Annotated in this window: 27 protein-coding genes; 14 read left to right on the top strand and 13 right to left on the bottom strand. The window is 63.1% G+C overall.

Annotation, left to right across the window (positions count from 1 at the left end; translation table 11 throughout):
* Window positions 1-34 precede the first annotated feature (34 nt).
* The 5 genes from P9230_RS17060 (at window position 35) to P9230_RS17040 (ending at window position 3985) form a co-directional block, all read left to right on the top strand.
* The gene (locus P9230_RS17060; protein ID WP_127243538.1) at window positions 35-856 is read left to right on the top strand and encodes an enoyl-CoA hydratase; all 822 of its coding nucleotides are present in this window, start codon (window positions 35-37) and stop codon (window positions 854-856) included.
* A 45-nt stretch (window positions 857-901) separates the two neighbouring features.
* Window positions 902-1678 (top strand): AAA family ATPase, encoded by a 777-nt coding sequence (locus tag P9230_RS17055; RefSeq protein WP_127241923.1) that lies wholly within the window; start codon window positions 902-904, stop codon window positions 1676-1678.
* Window positions 1675-2196: a CoA-binding protein gene (locus tag P9230_RS17050; RefSeq protein ID WP_066989458.1), complete on the top strand. Its 522-nt coding sequence runs from the start codon at window positions 1675-1677 to the stop codon at window positions 2194-2196. The genes P9230_RS17055 and P9230_RS17050 overlap by 4 nt, the downstream gene beginning before the upstream one ends.
* Window positions 2197-2354: 158 nt before the next feature.
* Window positions 2355-3635, top strand: coding sequence for an O-acetylhomoserine aminocarboxypropyltransferase (locus P9230_RS17045; RefSeq protein ID WP_066989881.1), 1281 nt, complete (start codon window positions 2355-2357; stop codon window positions 3633-3635).
* 5 nt (window positions 3636-3640) lie between these two features.
* Window positions 3641-3985, top strand: a complete 345-nt coding sequence (locus P9230_RS17040; RefSeq protein WP_095824721.1) for a cupin domain-containing protein — start codon at window positions 3641-3643, stop codon at window positions 3983-3985.
* 109 nt (window positions 3986-4094) lie between these two features.
* Here the strand turns inward: P9230_RS17040 and P9230_RS17035 are convergent, their stop codons facing one another.
* The 3 genes from P9230_RS17035 to P9230_RS17025 all read right to left on the bottom strand — a co-directional run bounded on the left by P9230_RS17035 (window position 4095) and on the right by P9230_RS17025 (window position 6825).
* A complete protein-coding gene (locus P9230_RS17035; RefSeq protein WP_278120071.1) occupies window positions 4095-4763 on the bottom strand; it encodes a transporter substrate-binding domain-containing protein in 669 nt (222 codons plus the stop codon).
* On the bottom strand, window positions 4732-5970 hold the full coding sequence (locus tag P9230_RS17030) for a cytochrome P450 (protein WP_278120069.1): 1239 nt from the start codon (window positions 5968-5970) through the stop codon (window positions 4732-4734). Before P9230_RS17030 ends, P9230_RS17035 begins: the two co-directional genes overlap by 32 nt.
* A gap of 132 nt (window positions 5971-6102) precedes the next feature.
* Complete coding sequence (locus P9230_RS17025) at window positions 6103-6825, bottom strand: hypothetical protein (RefSeq protein ID WP_278120067.1); 723 nt, start codon at window positions 6823-6825, stop codon at window positions 6103-6105.
* Window positions 6826-6934: 109 nt separating this feature from the next.
* Between P9230_RS17025 and P9230_RS17020 the strand changes: the two genes are divergently transcribed.
* Both P9230_RS17020 and P9230_RS17015 read left to right on the top strand, forming a co-directional pair.
* A complete protein-coding gene (locus P9230_RS17020; protein ID WP_095778664.1) occupies window positions 6935-7279 on the top strand; it encodes a hypothetical protein in 345 nt (114 codons plus the stop codon).
* 17 nt (window positions 7280-7296) lie between these two features.
* Window positions 7297-7824 carry a gamma carbonic anhydrase family protein gene (locus P9230_RS17015; protein WP_095801300.1) on the top strand — a complete coding sequence of 176 codons (528 nt, stop codon included), beginning with the start codon at window positions 7297-7299 and terminating at the stop codon, window positions 7822-7824.
* 32 nt (window positions 7825-7856) lie between these two features.
* On the opposite strand, the gene P9230_RS17010 is transcribed toward P9230_RS17015, so the two are convergent.
* From P9230_RS17010 to P9230_RS16995, 4 genes are all read right to left on the bottom strand, one after another.
* Window positions 7857-8408, bottom strand: coding sequence for an ankyrin repeat domain-containing protein (locus P9230_RS17010; RefSeq protein ID WP_095801301.1), 552 nt, complete (start codon window positions 8406-8408; stop codon window positions 7857-7859).
* Window positions 8409-8657: 249 nt separating this feature from the next.
* Entirely contained in the window at window positions 8658-9263 is a 606-nt protein-coding gene (locus tag P9230_RS17005) for a transglutaminase-like cysteine peptidase (RefSeq protein ID WP_278120063.1), read from the bottom strand.
* Window positions 9264-9530: 267 nt separating this feature from the next.
* Window positions 9531-10145, bottom strand: coding sequence for a PilZ domain-containing protein (locus P9230_RS17000; RefSeq protein ID WP_067321610.1), 615 nt, complete (start codon window positions 10143-10145; stop codon window positions 9531-9533).
* A gap of 171 nt (window positions 10146-10316) precedes the next feature.
* The gene (locus tag P9230_RS16995; RefSeq protein ID WP_066989886.1) at window positions 10317-10955 is read right to left on the bottom strand and encodes a PAS domain-containing protein; all 639 of its coding nucleotides are present in this window, start codon (window positions 10953-10955) and stop codon (window positions 10317-10319) included.
* Between the two features lie 420 nt (window positions 10956-11375).
* Here P9230_RS16995 and P9230_RS16990 point away from each other — a divergent pair, with 420 nt between their 5' ends.
* The 4 genes from P9230_RS16990 (at window position 11376) to P9230_RS16975 (ending at window position 14817) form a co-directional block, all read left to right on the top strand.
* Entirely contained in the window at window positions 11376-12113 is a 738-nt protein-coding gene (locus tag P9230_RS16990; RefSeq protein WP_278111104.1) for a rhomboid family intramembrane serine protease, read from the top strand.
* Window positions 12114-12217: 104 nt separating this feature from the next.
* Entirely contained in the window at window positions 12218-12649 is a 432-nt protein-coding gene (locus tag P9230_RS16985) for a CBS domain-containing protein (protein ID WP_066989480.1), read from the top strand.
* A 175-nt stretch (window positions 12650-12824) separates the two neighbouring features.
* A complete protein-coding gene (gatB, locus tag P9230_RS16980) occupies window positions 12825-14324 on the top strand; it encodes an Asp-tRNA(Asn)/Glu-tRNA(Gln) amidotransferase subunit GatB (protein ID WP_278120060.1) in 1500 nt (499 codons plus the stop codon).
* A 4-nt stretch (window positions 14325-14328) separates the two neighbouring features.
* Window positions 14329-14817, top strand: coding sequence for an N-acetyltransferase (locus tag P9230_RS16975; protein WP_278120058.1), 489 nt, complete (start codon window positions 14329-14331; stop codon window positions 14815-14817).
* Here P9230_RS16975 and panC read toward each other — a convergent pair.
* Together panC and panB are read right to left on the bottom strand one after the other, a co-directional pair.
* Window positions 14814-15677: a pantoate--beta-alanine ligase gene (gene panC / locus P9230_RS16970; protein ID WP_278120056.1), complete on the bottom strand. Its 864-nt coding sequence runs from the start codon at window positions 15675-15677 to the stop codon at window positions 14814-14816. The genes P9230_RS16975 and panC overlap by 4 nt on opposite strands.
* Window positions 15674-16513, bottom strand: a complete 840-nt coding sequence (panB, locus tag P9230_RS16965; RefSeq protein WP_278055944.1) for a 3-methyl-2-oxobutanoate hydroxymethyltransferase — start codon at window positions 16511-16513, stop codon at window positions 15674-15676. Before panB ends, panC begins: the two co-directional genes overlap by 4 nt.
* A 225-nt stretch (window positions 16514-16738) precedes the next feature.
* Here panB and P9230_RS16960 point away from each other — a divergent pair, with 225 nt between their 5' ends.
* From P9230_RS16960 to P9230_RS16950, 3 genes are all read left to right on the top strand, one after another.
* Window positions 16739-17137, top strand: a complete 399-nt coding sequence (locus tag P9230_RS16960) for an NADH:ubiquinone oxidoreductase subunit NDUFA12 (RefSeq protein ID WP_127217301.1) — start codon at window positions 16739-16741, stop codon at window positions 17135-17137.
* Between the two features lie 116 nt (window positions 17138-17253).
* Window positions 17254-17835: a DUF2155 domain-containing protein gene (locus P9230_RS16955; protein ID WP_067321586.1), complete on the top strand. Its 582-nt coding sequence runs from the start codon at window positions 17254-17256 to the stop codon at window positions 17833-17835.
* 69 nt (window positions 17836-17904) lie between these two features.
* Entirely contained in the window at window positions 17905-18288 is a 384-nt protein-coding gene (locus tag P9230_RS16950; protein ID WP_066989496.1) for a hypothetical protein, read from the top strand.
* A gap of 9 nt (window positions 18289-18297) precedes the next feature.
* On the opposite strand, the gene aat is transcribed toward P9230_RS16950, so the two are convergent.
* From aat to aroQ, 4 genes are read right to left on the bottom strand one after another with little or no spacing between them, the layout of a single operon-like run.
* Entirely contained in the window at window positions 18298-18915 is a 618-nt protein-coding gene (aat, locus tag P9230_RS16945; RefSeq protein ID WP_066989498.1) for a leucyl/phenylalanyl-tRNA--protein transferase, read from the bottom strand.
* A 23-nt stretch (window positions 18916-18938) separates the two neighbouring features.
* Window positions 18939-20282, bottom strand: coding sequence for an acetyl-CoA carboxylase biotin carboxylase subunit (accC, locus tag P9230_RS16940; RefSeq protein ID WP_066989500.1), 1344 nt, complete (start codon window positions 20280-20282; stop codon window positions 18939-18941).
* Window positions 20283-20301: 19 nt separating this feature from the next.
* Window positions 20302-20769, bottom strand: a complete 468-nt coding sequence (gene accB, locus P9230_RS16935) for an acetyl-CoA carboxylase biotin carboxyl carrier protein (protein WP_095824856.1) — start codon at window positions 20767-20769, stop codon at window positions 20302-20304.
* Between the two features lie 26 nt (window positions 20770-20795).
* A complete protein-coding gene (gene aroQ, locus P9230_RS16930; RefSeq protein WP_066989889.1) occupies window positions 20796-21230 on the bottom strand; it encodes a type II 3-dehydroquinate dehydratase in 435 nt (144 codons plus the stop codon).
* Window positions 21231-21378 lie beyond the last annotated feature (148 nt).

The raw sequence follows: 21378 nt of genomic DNA, 5'->3' as shown, positions 1-21378 counted from the left end.
CATAACCCGGGACCGCTGATCGGGAGGTTCAAAAATGGCCGAAGTCCTTGCCATCAAGCCCGCCGTCGCCGACGGCCCGGTTCTTGTCAGCCGAGACAAGGGCGTGCTGCGCCTCACTCTTGCAAGCCCGCCGGCCAACGCGCTGTCGCTGGCGACGATGGCGGCGCTGCAGGCCGAGTTCGACCGCGTGAAGGACGACAAATCCGTACGCGTCATCATCCTGGCAGCGTCAGGCAAAGTGTTTTGCGCCGGCCACGACCTCAAGGAAATGACGGCGCACCGCGCAGAACCGGATCGCGGCCGCGCCTTCTTCGAAAAGACCTTTGTCGCCTGCGCAAAGCTGATGCAGACCATCGTGCGCCATCCGAGGCCGGTGATCGCCGAGGTCGACGGTCTGGCTACCGCGGCCGGACTGCAGCTTGTCGCGAGCTGCGACCTCGCCATCGCCTCGCACGAAGCGACCTTCTGCACGCCCGGCGTCAATATCGGCCTGTTCTGCTCGACGCCGATGGTTGCGCTGTCGCGCAACGTCTCGCGCAAGCAGGCGATGGAAATGCTTCTCACCGGCGAGACGATCGATGCGGCGACGGCCAAGGAGTTCGGTCTCGTCAACCGGATCGTGCCGCGCGAATATCTGAATCAGGTTGTCAACAAATACGCGCAAACCATTGCTTCAAAATCGTCTTTGGTGGTCAAGACCGGCAAGGAGGCGTTCTACGCCCAGGCCGAAATGGGGCTGGCCGACGCCTACGCCTATACCGGCCGTGTGATGGTGGAAAACATGCTGGCGCGCGACGCCGAGGAGGGCATCGGCGCCTTCATCGGCAAGCGCAAGCCGGAATGGGCCGACGAATAATTGACCCGAGAATGCAGCGCGCTTTTTTATGATTGAAGGTCCGACGTGGCTGCCCGCAAGCAACTGACGCGGCTGAAAGCGCCCTATCTCAAGCGCATTCTGCTTGAGTCTTCGCGCGTCGCGGATTGGGACGGATATCCATGGAGCCTGCCGATCTTCCGGGATCGCGAGTTCGAATTCGAATTCACGTCGGCCATCACCATCATCGTTGGCGAGAACGGCACCGGCAAATCGACGCTGCTCGAAGCCATCGGCGCGCTGGCCGGCTATGACGAGGCCGGCGGCGGCAAAGGTTATATGCCCGTCGACCACTCAGGCGCCATCGACAAGAGTGGTGCTGCACTTGCCGCTGCGCTGCGCTGCCATTGGCTGCCGAAGGTCACCGCGGGCTGGTTCTTCCGGGCGGAGTCCTTTTACTCCGTGGCTCGTTATCTTGACCAGGCGGCGCTGGAGTCCGGCGGAGCGCCGCCGGACTTCCTGTCATGGTCGCATGGCGAAGGGTTCATCCGCTTCTTCGAGGAACGCTGCCGACGACAGGGCATCTACATCCTCGACGAGCCCGAAAGCGCGCTCTCGCCGACGCGCCAGATCGAGTTGCTGAAGCTGCTTCAGCGCATGGAGCGGTCCGGCACCGCGCAGGTGATCATGGCGACGCACTCTCCGTTGCTGATGGCCTGCCCGAACGCGCGGCTCTTCCGCATCAGCCGCATCGGCCTCGATCTGATTAATTTTCAGGACACCGATCATTTTCGCATGATGCGTGACTTCTGCAGCGATCCGGCTGCCTTTCTCGCCGATGCGCTGTATGAGGACGAGCCATGAATCACGACGCCTACGACAACAGCTACATTGCCGGCATTCTGAACTCGGTGAAGACCATTGCCATGGTCGGCGCCTCGCCCAACGACGTGCGGCCAAGCTATTTCGTGCTGAAATATCTGCTGGCCAAGGGTTTTTCGGTGTTGCCGATCAATCCCGGTCATGCCGGCAAGCAGATCCTTGGACAGACGGTCTATGCCAGCCTGGCCGACCTGCCGCATCCGGTCGATATGATCGACATTTTTCGCGGCTCGGCCGCTGTCCCTGGCATCGTCGAGCAGGTACTGAAGCTCGATCCGCTGCCGAAGGTCGTTTGGATGCAGCTAGGTGTTCGCCATGACGAGGCCGCCGCGCGCGCCGAGGCAGCCGGCATCAAGGTGGTCATGAACCGCTGTCCCAAGATCGAATATGGCAAGCTGTCGGGCGAGATCGGCTGGACCGGCGTCAACTCCGGCGTGCTGTCGTCGAAGAAGCCATTGATGCGCAAGGGTTTCCAGAGTTTTGGCGTGCGCCAGAAATAGACGGACAACCAGGCGCGCAAAATTATTCCGGGAAGAAATGGATTTTCCCGGGCGTTCGCCGCAGATCGCACGCCGAAAGGTATTTTGTTCTTTGCATTCACGACCGCGCTTGGCCAAGAATGCCCGGCGATTTTCGCAAGTTTGAGAGGGAGGCTTCGATGACCCGTACGCCCGGTTTCAACACGCTCGCCGTCCATGCCGGCGCCAAGCCGGACCCGGCGACCGGCGCGCGCGCCACGCCGATCTATCAGACCACCTCCTATGTCTTCGATGACGCCGACCACGCCGCCTCGCTGTTCGGGCTGAAGGCCTTCGGCAACATCTATACCCGCATCATGAACCCCACGCAGGCGGTTCTCGAGGAGCGTCTCGCCGCGCTCGAAGGTGGCACTGCCGCGCTGGCCGTCGCCTCCGGCCACGCCGCCCAGGTCATCGTCTTCCACAATCTGATGCGGCCGGGTGACAATTTCGTATCTGCCACAAAGCTTTATGGCGGCTCCATCAACCAATTCGGCCACGCCTTCAAGAATTATGGCTGGGAGGTCCGCTGGGCCGATACCAACGATCCATCGACCTTTGAGAGCCAAATCGACGACAACACCAGGGCGATCTTCATCGAAAGTCTCGCCAATCCGGGCGGCATCTTCGTCGACATCGAGAAGATCGGCGACATCGCTCGCAGGCACGGCCTGCCGCTGATCGTCGACAACACGCTGGCCTCGCCCTATCTCGTGCGGCCGATCGAGCATGGCGCCGACATCGTGGTGCATTCGCTCACCAAGTTCATCGGCGGCCACGGCAATTCGATCGGCGGCGCCATCGTCGACGGCGGCACCTTCGATTGGTCGAAGTCGGGCAAATACCCGATGCTGTCGGAGCCTCGCCCTGAATATGGCGGCCTCGTCCTGCACGAGACTTTCGGCAACTTCGCCTTTGCCATTGCCGCGCGCGTGCTCGGCCTGCGCGACCTCGGCCCGGCGATCTCGCCCTTCAACGCCTTCCTGATCCTGACCGGCCTGGAAACCTTGCCGCTCAGGATGCAGCGTCATTGCGACAACGCAGCGAGCGTCGCCGCCTGGCTTTCCAACCATCCGAAAGTCGCCTGGGTGAACTATCCCGGACTGCCGAGCGACAAGAACAATGCGCTGCAGAAGAAATACTCGCCGCAGGGCGCCGGCGCCGTTTTCACCTTTGGCCTCAAGGCCGGCTACGAGGCCGGCGTCAAGTTCGTCGAGGCGCTGGAACTGTTCTCGCACCTCGCCAATGTTGGCGACACCAAGTCGCTGGTCATTCACCCGGCCTCGACCACGCACCGGCAACTGTCGGACGAGCAGAAGGTAAAGGCCGGTGCCGGCCCGGACACGGTCCGTCTGTCCATCGGCATCGAGGATGTCAACGACATCGTCGCCGACCTCGAACAGGCGCTGAGCAAGGTCTGAGCGCGATGTCCGCCTTTCTCGCGGTTGATCCCGAAACTGTCGAGCCGGAGGCCGGCGCGCCGGCCCCGGAACGCTTGATCTCCGGCGATCCGAAATTCCGCACCTGGAATGTCGAGGAGCGGGACGGCAGCCTTTATGCCGGCATCTGGGAAGCGACGCCGGGCAAGTGGCGCATCGTCTATGACGAATGGGAATTCTGCCACATCCTGTCCGGCGTCTCGGTGATCGCCGAAGACGGCGGCGACGCGCGCACGGTCAAGGCCGGCGACAGTTTTGTGCTGCGGCCGGGTTTCAAAGGGACCTGGGAAGTGGTGGAGACGACTCGCAAGGAATATGTGATCAAGCTGTGAAGCGCGCTTGCCGGGCTGTTAGAGCAGCCGGTAGACATCCGCTTCGGAGAAACCGAATCCGGCCATCAGGTCGCGGTGCCACCGGCTTCCAAGCAGGTCGCCCAGACAATCATCCACACGCCGCCTCGTCGTTGCCTTTGGCGACCGCAAACGCGCCGGCGGCGGGCAGCCGTTCGGACGCGGGAACGTCAATGACATCGGCCAGCGCAGCCGGTCGCCGCGCGATGTAGCCGCGATGCGCCATGGCGACGCTGGCATAGGCCTGCACCATGCCGGTAGCCACCGCCTCCGCCGCTTGGGCCTGCGTGGTGAACACACTGATCCGCTCCGGCGGCACGCCATTCTGCAGGGCCGTCCGATGCTGGATCTGGTTCGATATCACGCCAAGCCTCGCGGAGGGGTGGCCTGCAAGAGAGCGATAGCCTTCAAGGTCGAGCGGGTTGCCCTTGGCGACCATCAAGCCGTCCGGCAGCGACCAGATCGGGCGACTGAAGTCCACCAGCTTGCTGCGCTCTTCCGAGATGAACAGGCCGGTGGTCATGTCCCAGCGGCCGTCGGCCAGTCCCGGCAGTAACTCGGCGAATTCAGTCTCGACGGGCGTGAAAGCCGTCGTTTCGGACATCGCGAAGATCTTTTCGGCCAGCATCGCGTCGCAGCCGCCGACTTTCCCGGATGCATCGGTGAAGCAGAAGGGCGGTTCCTGCAGAAAGGCGAATCTCATTTTCAGATCTTCGGATTTTTGCGGCTCAGAAGCGCACCGAGAGCGCTTCCAATCCATGAAAATGATAGGTGTCGCGGAAGCGCGGCTCTTCCGTCAGGCCTAGATCCGGCAGCCGGTCGAACAGCGTCTTCAGCGACACCTGCAACTCCAGCCTGGCCAGCGGCGCGCCGATGCAGAAGTGGATGCCGGCGCCGAACGACACGTTCTTCTGGTCCGTCCGCGCCGGGTTGAATGTGGCCGGTCCGGCGAAAGCCAGCGGGTCGTGATTGGCCATGCCGAGCAGCAGCGCCACCGTCTCTCCGGGCTTGAGCAAAATGCCCGGAGCAGCTTCCATCTCTTCATAGGCATAGCGCAGGAACATGTGCAGCGGCGCATCGTAGCGCAGGCATTCCTCGACCGTGGCGGCATTGGCCTCCGGTGTTGCAAAGAAGCGGCGCCCATCGCCGCCCTGCGCGAGGGTCGTTCTCACGGCATTTCCGGTCTGGTGCACAGTCGCTTCGTGCCCTGCGTTGAGCAGAAGGATAGCTGAGGAAACCAGCTCCTCCTCCGAGAGCTTCTGGCCGTTGTCCTGGGCCTCGATCAGCAGCGAAAGCAGATCGTCGTCGGGTCTCTTGCGCCGCTCGGCGACATAGCCGCGCAGGAAAGCCGCGAAATCGTGCGCGGCGCGGTTGGCCGTCTCCTCGGTCTCGCGCGTGCGGCCGTGCATGTACATGGCGACCATCTGATGCGACCAGTCGAGCAGTTGCGGCCCCATCTCGACCGGAACGCCGAGCATCTCGGCGATGATGGTGATCGGCAAGGGCGAGGCGTAAGCGGGCAGAAGATCGACGGAGCCCGGCTCGAAGCGGTCGATCAGCTCATTGGCCAGAGCCTCGATGCGCGGCCGCAGCCGCTCGACCTGGCGCGAGACGAAGGCCCGATTGACCAGTGTCCGCAACCTCGTGTGCACCGGCGGCTCGAGCTCAAGCATCGAATTGGCTTCGATGGCGTCGAAGGCGGTCAGGTGCGAACGGTCGCCGCCAACCCCGCGGCTGTCGGGAATGCCGGCCGGGTTCTGGCGGCCGAAGCGACGATCGCGAAGCAGGCGGTTGACGTCGTCGAAGCCGCCGAAACACCAAAAACCATAATTCTCCCAGAAGAAGGCGTTCGAAGCGCCGTGCAAGAAGGCGTAGCCCTCATACGGGTTCTGCACAAAGGCCGGTTCATGCGGGTCGAGGCGCAGGCGGCGGCTGACGGGGTCGAACGTGAGATAGGGTGGCATCATGTTCGACCAATAGCGCGCCTTGCCGGCCCGATGCCAGACCGCATCGCCGAGCCGGTCGTGCCGATATATTGAGCCAGGCTGGCCGCTGGAGAGGAAGAGCGGGTGGCGCGCCCATGGCTCCGGCGCAGCGCTTCAGCGTCCCGTTTTCAGGATACCGGCCACCTTGGTGGCGATCGCGGCATCGAGCACCTGCCAGTTCCCGAGCAACTCGCGCGGGAAGCGGTAGGTGAGGCTGAGATCGTCGCCGACCTGGATGTCGCGCTCGCAGGGGGCCAGCGATTCCTCGGCACTTGGGCCGCTCAGGCAGCGGGCGACGAACGGGTCTTTGCCGGGGCGCTCGGCAACCGCCAGGACCTCGTTGAGATAGCCCGATTTCTCGGCGAAGCCGTAGAGCCTTGTCCCGCCCGGGCCGGGTGTGCCCGGCTTGACGATCAGGGCGCTGTAGATCGGCGCGAAACGGCCGCTCATGTCGCGCGACATCATCCGCGGCTCGAATGACAGGAAGATGATCTTCCTGGTCGTGGTGTGGTTGAAGTCGCCGCGCGCGGCGGTGCTGTAGCCGTCCATTTCGGGATAGCGCAGATAAAGGTCGAGGCGCGAGGCGTTTCCGTCGCGCCTGGCCTGGTCGAAGCGGATGAAGTTGGCCGGCACACTGATCACATTGTTGCCCATGACGACCTGGCGCACGGTCGTGTCGTCGGTATAGCCGGCCATGGCGATCGACCGGCCGAGCCATTTGCCGCCGAGACTGATAGCCACCGAAAGCAGGGCGAGCGCCGCGAAGACATAGAAGACCCGCTTCATCAAGGTCGAGTCGACAACCTCGAATTCCTCCGCGGCGGCTGCCTCTCTCATCCCAATTCCCCGATCCGCTCACCTGTCCTCAGGTGGCACAACTGGCGCGGCATGGCTCTTGCAGCGCGTCGGCACGACTGTGCGGTCTCATGGTAAACGGTTGGTAAAGATGGATCTCATGCTGCTCCCTCTCTACGCTTTTGCGGTCGGCCTGACGGCTTGCGGCCTCGCCGGCTCGGCGATGGAAATCGTCTGCGGCCACCGGCTGGCCTTCGCCGAACCCTATGTCACGCCTGCCCATATTGTGCGCTCGCTCGCGGTGACCGCCTGCGCCGGCCCGTTCATGCTCACCAATGATGCTCTGGCTGCGCGGCGCGAGGGACGCATCGGCACGCTGGCGCTGCTTTCCTGCGGCTGCACGGCGATTGCCTGGGCACTGGCGCTCGGCATCGTGCTGATCACCATTGCTTCCTGGGCAACGGGTCTCCTAAGCTCCGCCGAATTCTCGGCTTGAAACGAATCGGAGAAAAGATGCCGATCTATGCGATCGACGGGAAGGCGCCCCGGTTCGAGGACGCCGAAACCAATTGGGTGGCGCCCGACGCCACGCTGATCGGCGATATCGCGATAGGCCGCAATGCCGGCTTCTGGTTCGGCGTCGTCATCCGCGGCGACGGTGAAACGATCACCATCGGCGCCGACACCAATGTGCAGGAACATACGGTCATGCACACCGATCCGGGCTATCCGCTCACCATCGGGCAGGGCTGCACGATCGGTCATCGCGCCCTGCTGCATGGCTGCACGGTCGGCGACAGCAGCCTGATCGGCATGGGCGCCATCGTGCTCAACGGCGCGAGGATCGGCAAGAATTCGCTGGTCGGCGCCGGCGCTTTGGTGACGGAAAACAAGGTTTTCCCGGACAATTCGCTGATCGTCGGCTCGCCCGCCAAGGCGATAAGGGTGCTGGATGACGCGGCAATCGAGAGGCTGCGGGTCTCGGCCGCGCACTATGTCGCCAACGGCAGGCGCTTCAAGACCGGATTGAAGGAGCTGTGACAGCGGTTCAGTCCGCCGCTTCGCCCGCGACCTTATTCACTGCGTCGGGACATTGCCTGACGCAGCAGCGACGCCCCCGCTTCGAAACCGGCGCGGTCTGCACCTTCCAGGGCGGTTTCACAATCATCGATGCGCGTCCTGAGCGACGGATCCGCGCCCGACGCCAGCAGCAGGCGGATTGCCTCGGCGTCGCGCTGCGCCACGGCGTAATGCAGAGGCGTCCAGTCGTTGACCCCGCGCATGTTCGGGTCGGCGCCCTGCTCGAGCAGGATCTGGATAAGCTGCAGCCTGTCCGGCCGCTCGGTGGATAGCGCGGCGATGATCGACGGGAAGCCGGCGGGATCCTCGTAATTCGGATTCGAGCCTGCATCAAGCAGCGTGACGATGAAGCCGGCCGGGCTCCAATAGATCGCGTATTCCAAGGGATGGCCGAGGCCGAGCTCGAACGGCATCCTCTCGTCGTACCATTGCGCGGAGCCGCCGAGCGCCTTGCCAAGCCCATCGAAATCGCCCGCCTTGAAGGCGTCGTCTATCGCCTTGAACAGCTTGGCGCGCTCGCAGCGGTCGTCAGGGATTTCCAGCATCGCCGTCCATCCAAAAATAAACGGCCATAGTGCTCCGGTCTGCCGTTACGAGAAAGGCCCGCAGGCGGCGGCAAAAAAAGCGGAGCCGGCCCGGGGACAGGGCCGGCTCCTAAAACCCGGTCGTTGGGGACGGGGAGGGTGGGGACTCGACCGGGCTTTTTCCAGGCACGCCGTATGAATGCGGCGTGCTTAATCTCTTCGTGTTGCCCCAAAAGCCCTGCGCATCTTGGGGCAGCATGCATTGGGATCCTAGCGGACGCTGGCGACCGCGTCCTCGCGGCCGTCGTTGATCGAAACCCAAACGCCTGAATTCTCTGTCGATTGACGTTTGAGGTAGGTGTAGACCGTGTCGTTCCAGGCGAGCACTTTCGGCTCGAGATTGTCGAGGATGAACTCGCCGAGGCTGGTGCGCACCGTCAGCACCGCGTGGCCGTCGCCGTTCGGCTGGCGCACGACCGTCATCAAAAGGTCGCCGGCGGGGACACCGGCGGCCATTAATTCGCGGCGCTTCTCCAACGCGAAGTCCTCGCAGTCGCCGAAACCGTTGTCGGGATAGGCCCAGTATTCCTCGACCCCGTAGATCTCCATATCGGTACGTGGCTTGACGCGGGTGTTGACCGAATTGTTGACCTTGATCATCGTCGCCCACAGCTTGCGGGTCAGCTCGACAGGAGACCCATTCGGCGTCCTCTCATTGCATTCGATGGGGATACGCTGGCAGAGTTCAAAATGGCCGACGGGCTGGGCGGTGCGGCCACCCGTATGCATGAACAGCGGTCCCGCGCTTGCCGTGCCCCAGGCGGAAAGCTGCATCGCCATTGCCAAGAGCAACAGCTTGCCCCTCGTCATTTTCATTATGGTAGTCTCCCCGTTTGAGAGAGACTGTGCCACGTTGGGATTTATTTGACGCAAAAACCGGAAGTAGAGATTGAGTAAAACGCCCGTAGATTAAATATAAAATTTGAACTATCTCGACTGCGGATTGTTGAGAATCTAAACCGGCCGCCGCACCCGGATCACGTGGCTTCTCGACATGCCGCCCGGCTGCTAGAAGGCCCTGATCCGGCCAACAAAAAACCGGCCGCTGGAGGCCGGTTGGATGCATGTCCGCATTCTAAGCGGTCAGGACCGCGGCGCGTTGAATTCCGAATCCAAGGTTTCCGGCCGCTGGATGACGGCAAACTCAATGGCGACGCCGTCCTCGAAGTGACGCACGACCTGGCCGCGCATCGTTCCCAGCATGACCTGCACGCCGATTGCTGGTTTGACGTCGATCTCGATCGCCGCGCCCGAGAGCGACAGGTCGATGATACGGCACTGATACTGTCGCCCGTCGGTGAGCTGCAGCACGCTCATCGGATTGCGCGGCGCGACGCGCTCGTGGCGGCGGTCTTCCGGCAGGTCGAGCTCATGCTTGTTCGCAAGCCAGGTGAGCTGCGCGGCGAGCTTGTCCTTCTTGCGGTCCGAAGCGATGACGGTCATCGCGAAACCGTCCTGCGAGGTGCGCGTCACGATGCCTTCGATGCGACCGATGTGATCGATATAGGCAATGACCTTTTCCCCCGGCATGCCGACGCGATCGGTGCGCAAGGCGACATTGCCTGGCGACATGTCTATCACCTGGCACGCGTGTTCCGTGCGGTCCTCCAGCATGAAGCGTCCGTAGATTTTCACCCGGACACGCTGAAAATTGCGCCGCTCCACACGGGACGGCGCAAATTCCGCCGCTGACCTCATGACTGCCTACACCCCGTTGGCATTCCGCGCGACGTGCGAGGAATTTCACCGGAAAAAGCTACAGCAAAGCAGGTTAACAAACGGGAAAAAGCCGGCCCAAATGGGTTGGGGGCGGACGCCCACGCAAGGCAAAGGCCTGGACCAGATCGGGGCAAAATCTCGCGCTCCGCTCTACTCGTTGCGCCCGCCGTCGAAGACGACGAGATGCCGTATCCGGCGTACGCGGCCGAGCGCCGAAATGGTCTCGGGCGCGTCGAACTCCGTCGGCACGAGCGACGGAACATCGATCGCCGGCCGGTTCTTCAGGAACATCGGGTCCTTGTCGGGATCGATGACCCGGATCGCGTCGATCAGGGCGTCGGCGAGCGGGTCGGCACCAAGCCAGAACGGCCGATCCGCGGCGCTGACGATGCCGAGGCAGCGAGGGCTCTCGACGCCGCCATCGAGCGGCAGCGCCAGCAGCTCGAACTTGCTGGAACGACCGTTTCGGCTGAATCCTTCATAGGTCAGAAGCAGCACCGACTTCTGATCGAAGACGCCGTGGATAAGACGCGACATAAGCCGCTGGTCCTTCTCGCGCCAGAGCGAGGGGAAGGAAAACCCTTTGAGCTCGCGGCCGTAATAGGCGCAGAGCCTGGTGCCGGCCAGCCGGAACACGGCCTCTCCGCGTGTGTCGCGCTCCAGGATGAACGTATCGGCCAGGAGCGTCTTGATGTCCGCCGGCTCCACTTCCGAGCGTTTCGGAGCCGGGCGGCCATCACGCAGCCGGTTCCAATATTGGAACAGCGCGATTGATCCGTTCTGATTCATTTCCATTCCGCTCCGGCAATCTGTCTTTCTTGTTGTCCCATCGGCGAACAGACAGGGCGCCCTCCGATGACCTTCATGCGGTGCGGAGCAGGATGCGTGCCAGCATCGTTAACGTTTGTTCACGTCTCGGGGTCGTTAAGGTTAACAAGTGGTTTACGTTGCGCGCCGACCGGGCCTGTGGCACTTCAAAAACCACTCCAAAACGGTCGTTTCAGCAGCGATCGGCAGCGCTTCAGTCAGTTTTCGGGGAGCAGGGGACTCGACCGGCCGTTCAGGGAAACCTGGACGGCTTTCTTTTGATTCGCGTCGCCGATCCAGGCCCTATCCGATTCAGCTTGGGCGATTCGCGATTTGTGATTCGATCAGGCGTGAACTACATGCTCGGCCGAAATCGAGTCTCCAGCCATCTGCGAAGAGGCCATGAGCGAGCCGGTAACACCGACCGAAACCGAAATGCAACCAGACGACGAAGCGCCGGAGCCGCGCCGCGAGCCGGTGTTCAACTTGCCGCCGGTTGTGCTGGCGGTGATGGGGATCTGCGCGATCGTCTTCCTGCTGGAGCGATATGTGCTGAACGACGACCAGCAAATGACGCTGCTCTACGACGGAGCCTTCATTCCGGTGCTCTACACCGGTCAATACGGCTTCGACTGGTTCCTGTTCACGCGCCCCTTCACCTATGCCTTCATGCATGGGGGCCTCGCTCACATTGCCGTCAACATGGTGTGGCTTGCCGCTTTCGGCTCACCGCTCGCCAATCGTTTCGGCGCGGCCCGGTTTGCGGTGTTCTACGCCGTGACCGGGCTGGCTTCGGTAGCGCTGTTCTGGGCCATGCATCCTTATGGCGAGATGCCGCTGGTCGGCGCGTCGGGCGCGATCTCGGGCATGATGGGAGCTGCGGCGCGCTACGGCTTCCGGATCGATCGCTCGTCAGGCCAGGCGGCCTTCGCCGGCGAGCCGTTGCCGATCGCAATCGTGCTGCGTTCGCGCGGCGTCATGACCTTCCTCGGCGTCTGGATGGTGATCAACCTCGCCACCGGCCTTCTCGGCTTTGCGCCGGGGATCGAGGGACAGATCGCCTGGGAAGCCCATATCGGCGGCTTTGTCGCCGGCTTTTTCGGCGTGCGCTTTTTCGATCGGCCCCAGCCGCCCGAGTAGCACTGCGGCGCACTTGAAATGCAACCAATCACGGCGCACCATGTTCACCGGAACGTGAATGCCGGTCAGGGCAGGAGCCGGCGGGCAAGGCACAGGAGGACGCCATGACTGTGAAGGCAATTCTTGAGCAAAAAGGCCATGACGTGTTCACACTCGGGCCTAATGAAAAGCTGAGCGAAGCTATTCGCATCCTGACCGAGCATAGGATCGGCGCGCTGGTCATCACCAATGGCGACCGCAAGATCGTCGGCATCCTTTCCGAACGTGACATCGTGCGAGTGCTGGCCAGGGAGGGCGCGGCCGCGCTCGATATTCCGGTCCGATCGGCCATGACGCCGAAGGTCAAGATCTGCAACGAGAACCACACGGTCAACGAGGTCATGGAGATCATGACGAAGGGTCGCTTCCGCCACCTGCCGGTGGAGAAGGACGGGATGCTCGACGGCATCGTGTCGATCGGCGATGTGGTCAAGCGCCGGATCGAGGATGTCGAGCGCGAGGCCGAGGAGATCCGGGCCTACATCGCCACCGCCTGATACAGGCGGGAAGGTGCCGCCAGCACAGCCCGTGGGCTTACAAGCGCAAGCTGCCTGGAGGCCTGCGCGCGGCTTTGGACTTGTCTCAAGGAACGGTTTGCACTAGCGAGTGATGCGATTTTCGCAACGCGATAAGCAAAATCGCGCCAGCCACAAATGCGACCCATAGGCCTCCATGAGCATCATCGATACCCGCACGCCCGACCCGAAACGCCTGATCTCCGGCGCCACCGGCGACTGGGAAATCATCATCGGGCTCGAAGTGCATGCGCAAGTGACGTCCGAGGCAAAGCTGTTCTCCGGCGCCTCGACCTCTTTCGGCGCGGCGCCCAACGCCAATGTCAGCCTGGTCGACGCGGCGATGCCCGGCATGCTGCCGGTGATCAACGAGGAATGCGTCAAGCAGGCGATCCGCACTGGGCTGGGCTTGAAGGCCGCGATCAACCACAAGTCGGTCTTCGATCGGAAGAACTATTTCTACCCGGACCTGCCGCAGGGCTATCAGATCTCGCAGTACAAGCAGCCGATCGTCGGCGAAGGCAAGGTGATCGTCTCGGTCGGACCGGACCGGCAGGGCGAGTTCGAGGACATCGAGGTCGGCATCGAGCGCCTGCATCTGGAGCAGGATGCCGGCAAGTCTATGCACGACCAGCATCCGACAATGTCCTATGTCGACCTCAACCGGTCCGGCGTTGCGCTGATGGAGATCGTCTCCAAGCCGGACATGCGCTCTGCCGACGAGGCCAAGGCCTATGTCAGCAAGCTGCGCACCATAATGCGCTATCTCGGTACCTGCGACGGCAACATGGACGAGGGTTCGCTGCGCGCCGACGTCAATGTCTCGGTGCGCCGCCCGGGTGGCGCGTTCGGCACGCGCTGCGAGATCAAGAACGTCAACTCGATCCGCTTCATCGGCCAGGCCATCGAGTCCGAAGCGCGCCGTCAGATCGCCATTCTCGAAGACGGCGGCGCGATCGAGCAGGAGACGCGCCTGTTCGACCCCAACAAGGGCGAGACGCGCTCGATGCGCTCCAAGGAAGAGGCGCATGACTACCGCTATTTCCCCGACCCCGACCTTCTGCCGCTGGAATTCGACCAGGACTATGTCGATGATCTGGCACAGCATCTGCCGGAACTCCCGGACGAGAAGAAGGCGCGGCTGATCGGCTCGCTCGGCCTATCGCCCTACGACGCCTCGGTGCTGGTGTCGGAAAAGCCGGTCGCCGACTATTTCGAGAAGGTGGCCTCGGGGCGCGACGGCAAGCTTGCCGCCAACTGGGTCATCAACGACCTGCTGGGCGCTCTCAACAAGGCTGGCAAAGATATTGAAAACGCTCCGGTTTCGCCTGAGCAGCTCGGTACCGTCGTCGACCTGATCAAGGAGGGCACGATCTCCGGCAAGATCGCCAAGGACCTGTTCGAGATCGTCTGGAACGAGGGCGGTGATCCGCGCCAACTGGTCGAAAGCCGCGGCATGAAGCAGGTGACAGACACCGGCGCCATCGAGAAGGCGGTCGACGAGGTCATCGCCGCCAATCCGGACAAGGCCGAGCAGGCGCGCGCCAAGCCGACCATGGCCGGCTGGTTCGTCGGCCAGGTGATGAAGGCGACCGGCGGCAAAGCGAACCCGCAGGCGGTCAACGAACTGGTCAAGGCCAAGCTCGGCATCGAATAGCGCGATGTTCGTCCGCACCGCCAGCGAGCGCGATCTTGGTGCGATCCGCGCGCTGCTGGTCGAGACGTGGCATGCGACCTATGACGCCATTTACGGCGCCGAGCATGTAACGGCGATCACCGACGACTGGCATTCTCTTGCTTCGCTCAAGGCGCAGCTGGCCCGGCCGAATTCCGAATTCCTGGTCGCTGACGATGGCAAGCGGCTTGGCGGCATGGCTTTCGCGACCGCCACCACCGACCCGAAAATCGTCCTTCTGAACCAGCTCCACGTATCTCCGGATTGTCAGCGGCAAGGGATCGGCCAGGCGCTGCTCGACGAAGTCGAGGCCAGTTTTCCGGAGATGCGGACGCTGCGTCTGGAGGTCGAGCAGGCGAATGCGGCGGCGATCGCCTTCTACGAGGCGAACGGATTTCGGACGGCAGGCAGGACAGCGGATTGCGGCGGCAGTTCGGGATGGACCGCGCTCATCCTGGAGAAGCGGCTCGGCTAAAGCGCCGGCGGAGCGGCAGGGATTTCCACATTGTCGATCAGCCTGGTGGTGCCGAGCCAGGCCGCCGCGAGCAGGCGGCCGTCGCGGTCTCGTCGCCAGGGCGCGAGCGTTGCGGCCTCCCGCGCGGCGACGTAGTCGACCTTCCGAAAGCCCGCCCTGACGAGCGCTTCGGCAGCCTCACTCACCCCACGTGCCTCATCCGCGCCGGACGCGAGTTCGGCCGCGGTCTGACGCAGAACCACGTTGAATTTGCGCGCGATCTCGAGCTCGGCCGCGCCCAGATAGGCGTTGCGCGACGACATGGCGAGGCCGTGGGAATCACGCACGGTCGGCGCGCCGACGATCTCGACCGGCAGATCGAGATCACGGCACAGCTGCCTGACAACGCAAAGCTGCTGGTAGTCCTTCTCACCGAACACGGCACAGTCGGGCGCTGCCTGCAGGAAAAGCTTGGCCACGACAGTGGCGACGCCGTCGAAGAAGGCGGGCCGAAAATCCGTCTCCAGGCCGGAGGAGGGGCCTCCGACCGAGATTTTGGTGGCGAAGCCGGCCGGGTACATTTCCGCCACGCCTGGCGTGAAGGCCAGATGCACGCCTGCTTCCCGCAGTTGGTCGAGATCGCGGGCCAATTGGCGCGGATATTTGTCCAGGTCCTCGGTCGGCGCGAACTGGGTCGGATTGACGAAGACGGAGACGACGCAGCGCTCCGCCTTTTCGAGCGCGATCCTGACCAGCGAGATGTGGCCGTCATGCAGCGCGCCCATGGTCGGCACCATGGCGATCTTGAGGCCAGCCCGGCGCCAATCCCGGATCTGCGCGCGAAGGGCCGCAACGCTCTCGACGACGATTGGCCCGCTCATGCCTGGTCCTTGCCCGATGCCGCCGAAAAAACGTGGTCAGGTCCGGGAAATGCGCGGCTGCGCACCTCGTCGGCGTAACGCGCCGCCGCATCCGCAATGGTGTCGCGCAGCACTGCGTATTCCTTGACGAATTTCGGCACGCGGTCGACGGTCATGCCGATCATGTCGTCTACCACCAGGATCTGGCCGTCGCAGTCGCCGCTGGCGCCGATGCCGATGGTCGGGATCGCGATATGACGGGTGAGGTCCGAAGCCACCGCCTCGACCGTGCCCTCGATGACGACCGAGAAGGCGCCGGCCTTTTCAACCGCTTCGGCGTCGCGAAAAAGGGCGGCGATGTTTTCCCTGCTCCTGCCCTTGATCTTGTAGCCGCCGTCCTTGTCCACCGACTGCGGCTGCAGGCCGATATGGCCCATGACCGGGATGCCTTCCGCGACGATTGCCGCGATCTGCGCGGCCATGTCGACCCCACCCTCGAGCTTGACCGCCTGGCTGCCCGTCTCGCCGATGATGCGCCTTGCCGAGGCAACGGCTTGCGCCACTGAGGCCTCGTAGCTGCCTGCCGGCATGTCGACCACCACACAGGCCTTTGCGGAGCCACGCATCACCGCTTGTCCGTGCGCGATCATCATCTCCAGCGAAGCGCCGAGCGTTGTGGCATGGCCATGCAGCACCATGGCGACGCTGTCGCCGACCAGAAGCAGGTCGACATGCGGATCGAGCATGCGGGCTATCGGATAGGTATAGGCGGTGAGACAGACGATCGGCACGCCGCCCTTGCGGCGGCGAATGTCTTCGGCGCCGATCCGATTGCCGGTGGACCGTTCTGGGGCCAATCGTCACCTCCCTCAACCGGCGCGGGCCGGCCGCCAGCTTTGCCGGGCGTGCGAGCTTTAGAAACTGCGCAAACGCTTGGCAAGCCGAGGTGGCGATATCTCCACGCGTGTATCGATTTAGCGCACGAAGCATTTACATCGCAGGCTGGGCAAAACCCTTGCCTTCGCGTTGACCTGACGCCATAAGCAGGAAACGGCGCGGCCGCTGCCGCAACGAGGATCTGGATGAAGACTTTCCTGCTGCAGTTTTTCACCTGGTGGAACAGCCAGACGCTTGGCACGCGCTTCCACACCTGGCGCTTCGGCAACAAGGTCGGCGAGGACGAGGTCGGCAACGTCTATTACGAGGGCGGCATCGATTCGGAAGGTCGCACCCGCCGCTGGGTCATCTATCGTGACTATTCCGAAGCCTCGAAGATCCCTCCGGGATGGCATGGCTGGATGCATCATCGCGTCGACACGCCTCCGTCGAGCGAAAGCTATAAGGCTCGTGATTGGCAGAAGCCGCACCGTCCCAACCTCACAGGAACGCCGCGCGCCTATCGCCCGCAAGGTTCCATTCTGACCAACCAGCATCGCCCGCAAGTCACCGGCGACTACGACGCTTGGACGCCCGGTTCGTAAACGCGTTTCGGTCTTTTGTCGCCACAATTGGCGTTTAGCTGCTTGCTGATAGCGCAGCCCTGACTAGCCTTGGGCGATTTAGAGAATCACCCGGGCGCAACCACCGGTATCCCTGCATGAACTCTTTCGGCCGACTCTCGACGGGACTGTTCGCGGCAGCGTCCGTTCTGGCTGCCTCGACGGCAGGGTTCGCCGCCGCGCAGACACCGGCGGCGCCGGCGGTTTCCGACCGCATCACCAATCCGGTCGCCGAATTCGCCGGCATCGACAAGATCACCGGCCGCATCATCACCTTCGACGTCTATATCGACGAGACGGTGCAGTTCGGCGCCCTGCAGGTGACGCCGCGCGTCTGCTACTCTCGGCCTGAGACCGAACAGCCGAAGACCGATTCCTTCGTCGAGGTCGACGAGATCACGCTCGATCGCAAGATCCGCCGTATCTTTACCGGCTGGATGTTCGCCGAAAGCCCCGGTCTCAACGCGGTCGAGCACGCCGTCTATGACGTCTGGCTGAAGGGCTGCAAGCAAAAATCGGACGTGCCGCCGCCGACCGCCGCCAAAGCCGATACGGGCAAGCCGAAGACGAATGCCGCCAAGCCGAAGCCGCCCGTGCAGGAGCCGCCTGCCGAGGCAGCGCCTGAGCCGTCGGACGCGGCGCCCGCGCCGGATGGCGCCGACACCACAGACACGAACTGATCTCGGAACTCTCGGAACCCTCTTTTTCGCAATCCGTTGGATAAACGGTGATGGCGACGGGAGATTTCCATGGCAACGATCAGGCCGATCACTGCCAGCAAGAAAGAGCTTCTCGATATCGAGAAAGGCTTCTGGACCGGCGATTCCGCGTATTTCGCGGCCCACGCCGATGTGGATTGCCTCGTCGCCTTTCCGGAGATGGCGCAGGCGATGACCAATGCCGATCTGGCCAAGACCGCCACCAAGCCCAATCGCTGGCGCGATCTCGACATTCGGCTGAAAGGCATGGTCGAACCCGGCAGCGATATCGTCATGCTAACCTACGAGGCGCGCGCGACGCGGGAAAACGGCGAGCCCTATGCCGCTCTCGTCAGCACCGGCTATGTTCATCGCGCCGATGGCTGGAAGATGATGTTTCATTCCCAGACGCCAATTGAAACTGCGAGCGGGTGACCGCTTACCTCAGGGATAAAAGACCGCGTCGCCCTTCAGGGCCTCGGCCAGCATTTTTTCGTAGCGGCTGCGCGGCACGTCGATGGCGCCGAAGCGCTTCAGGTGCTCGGTGGTGAACTGCGTGTCGAGGAGCGCGAAGCGGCGTTCGTTCAGCCGCTCGACGAGATAATAGAGGCAGGTCTTCGAGGCGTCGGTTTCTCGGGCGAACATGCTTTCGCCGAAGAAGACGCGCCCGAGTGACACCCCATAGAGACCGCCGGCCAGCCGGCCCTCGCGCCACGCCTCGACGGAATGGCAGTGGCCCAGCCGATAGAGCTCGACATAGGCTTCGCGGATCGGCGCGTTGATCCAGGTCGAGCGGCGCTCGTCGCGCCTTTCCGCGCAGCCGTCGATCGTCGCCTCGAAGTCGAAATCGTAGCGGATGTCGAAAGGGTGCCTGCGGATCGTCTTCTTCAGACTGCGCGGCGTGTGGAATCCGTCGAGCGGGATAATGCCGCGCGTCTCCGGCCGCACCCAGAACACTTCCGGGTCGGTGGCGCTCTCTGCCATCGGGAACACGCCCGAGGCATAGGCTTTCAGCAGCAGGTCGGTCGGGATGCGGTAGCCGGGCGCGTAGGGACGAGTCATTGCGCCATTATAACCGCAAGATCCTATTCCTCCTTGGCCAAATATTTCTCAAGCCAGTGGATGTCGTAATCGCCGTTGGCGATATCCGGATTTCCGACGAGGTCGCGGAACAGCGGCAGCGTCGTCTTGATGCCGTCGACGACGAATTCGTCGAGCGCCCGGCGCAGCCGCATCATGCATTCGACGCGGTTGCGCCCATGCACGATCAGCTTACCGATCAGGCTGTCGTAATAGGGCGGGATCCGGTAGCCGGAATAGACGCCGGAATCGACGCGGATGCCGAGGCCGCCCGGCGTGTGGAAATGCGTGATCGTACCGGGCGACGGCGTGAACGTGCGCGGATCCTCGGCGTTGATGCGGCACTCGATGGCGTGGCCGTTGAACTTGATGTCTTCCTGCTTGACCGACAGTCCGCCGCCGGAGGCGACACGGATCTGTTCATGCACGAGGTCGATGCCGGTGATCGCTTCGGTCACCGGATGCTCGACCTGCAGGCGTGTGTTCATCTCGATGAAATAGAATTCACCGTTCTCGTAGAGGAATTCGATCGTGCCGGCGCCGGAATAGCCAAGATCGGCGATCGCCTTGGCGCAGATGCCGCCGATGCGCGCACGTTCCTCGGCGTTGAGGGCCGGTGAGTTCGCTTCCTCCCACACCTTCTGGTGGCGGCGTTGCAGCGAGCAGTCGCGCTCGCCGAAATGCACGCCGCGTCCGGCGCCGTCGCCGAACACCTGCAATTCGATATGGCGCGGCTTTTCCAGATATTTCTCGATGTAAACGGCGTCGTCGCCGAAGGCAGCGCCGGCTTCTGATCTGGCGGTCTGCAGCGCCACTTCGAGGTCGGCTTCGGTGCGGGCGACCTTCATGCCGCGGCCGCCGCCGCCGGCCGAAGCCTTGATGATCACCGGATAGCCGATCGCGGCGGCGATGCGCTTTGCTTCCTTCTCGTCGCTGATCGCGCCGTCCGAACCAGGCACCACCGGGATGCCGAGGCGCTTTGCCGTGCGCTTGGCTTCGATCTTGTCGCCCATGATGCGGATATGGTCGCCCGAAGGGCCGATGAAGGTGATGTTATGGGCGGCGAGGATATCGGCGAACTTGGCGTTTTCTGACAGGAAGCCGTAGCCCGGGTGCACGGCATCGGCGCCGGTGATCTCGCAAGCGGCGACGATCTGGTGAATGTTGAGATAGCTTTCGCGTGACGGCGGCGGGCCGATGCAGACGCTTTCGTCGGCAAGCCGCACATGCATGGCGTCGGAATCGGCCGTCGAATGGACCACCACCGTCTGGATGCCGAGCTCCTTGCAGGCGCGCAGCACCCGAAGCGCGATTTCGCCGCGATTGGCGATGAGGATTTTTTGGAACATGTGCCCGCTGTTCCCGGCTCTACTCGATGACCACGAGCGGCATGCCGTATTCGACCGGCTGGGCGTCCTCGATCAGGATCGCCGTCACCGTGCCGGCGCGCGGCGAGGGAATCTGGTTCATCGTCTTCATCGCTTCGATGATGAGCAGCGTCTGGCCTTCCTTCACCTTCTGGCCGATCTCGATGAACGCCTTGGCGTCGGGCGAGGGCGCGAGATAGGCGGTGCCGACCATCGGCGAGGGCACGGCGTTCTTGGAAGGATCGGCTGCCGTCGCGGGCGCGGGCGCTACCGCCTGAGCCGGCCCGGCAACCGCCGCGGACGGCATAGGAAGCGGAGCAGCGACCGCGTGGACGGCCTGAGACTGACGCGACACGCGCACTTTCAGATCGCCGAGCTCGACCTCGATCTCGGTCAGGTTGGTGTCGTTCAGTATGCCCGCCAAGTCGCGGATCAGCTGCTGGTCAACACCGTTCTTCTTTATCGACATTTTCGAGCCTTCTGTTTGGGAGCCGGTCACAGGCGCGCCGCCAGTGCCTGCAGCGCAAGCGTATAGCCGAGTGGCCCGAACCCGCAGATCATGCCGACAGCGACCGGCGCGACCATGGAGACGTGGCGGAAAGGCTCCCGCGCGTGGATATTGGAAAGATGGACTTCAGCGACGGGCAGCGGCGCGATGGCGCGGATGGCGTCGTGAATGGCAATCGAGGTATGGCTGTAGGCCCCGGGATTGATGACGATGCCTGCGGCCTTTTCACCGGCTTCCTGGATCCAGTCGACGAGATCACCTTCGTGATTGGACTGACGAAAATCGATCTCGAGCCCGAGCGCCGTGCCGGCGGCCTTGCAATCCTCGGCGATGGCGGCAAGCGTCTTGCCGCCATAGATCCCCGGCTCGCGCTTGCCGAGTGCATTGAGATTGGGACCGTTCAGGACGAAAATCGTTTTCAAATATGCCGACCTCTTCGGCGCCGGCCGCAAGCCGGCGCGCCGGGCCGCGATAATTGGGATATACGCCCCCCAAAAAAGCGCAAGTTAGTTGTTTAGCTGTGCACAAAAAGCGGAAAAACCCCGGGTATAGCGCCTCGCAATAGCTTAT

This window comes from Mesorhizobium sp. WSM4887 (genome assembly GCF_029625865.1).
Classification (GTDB): domain Bacteria; phylum Pseudomonadota; class Alphaproteobacteria; order Rhizobiales; family Rhizobiaceae; genus Mesorhizobium.
This window is presented reverse-complemented; position numbering and strand designations above follow the sequence as displayed.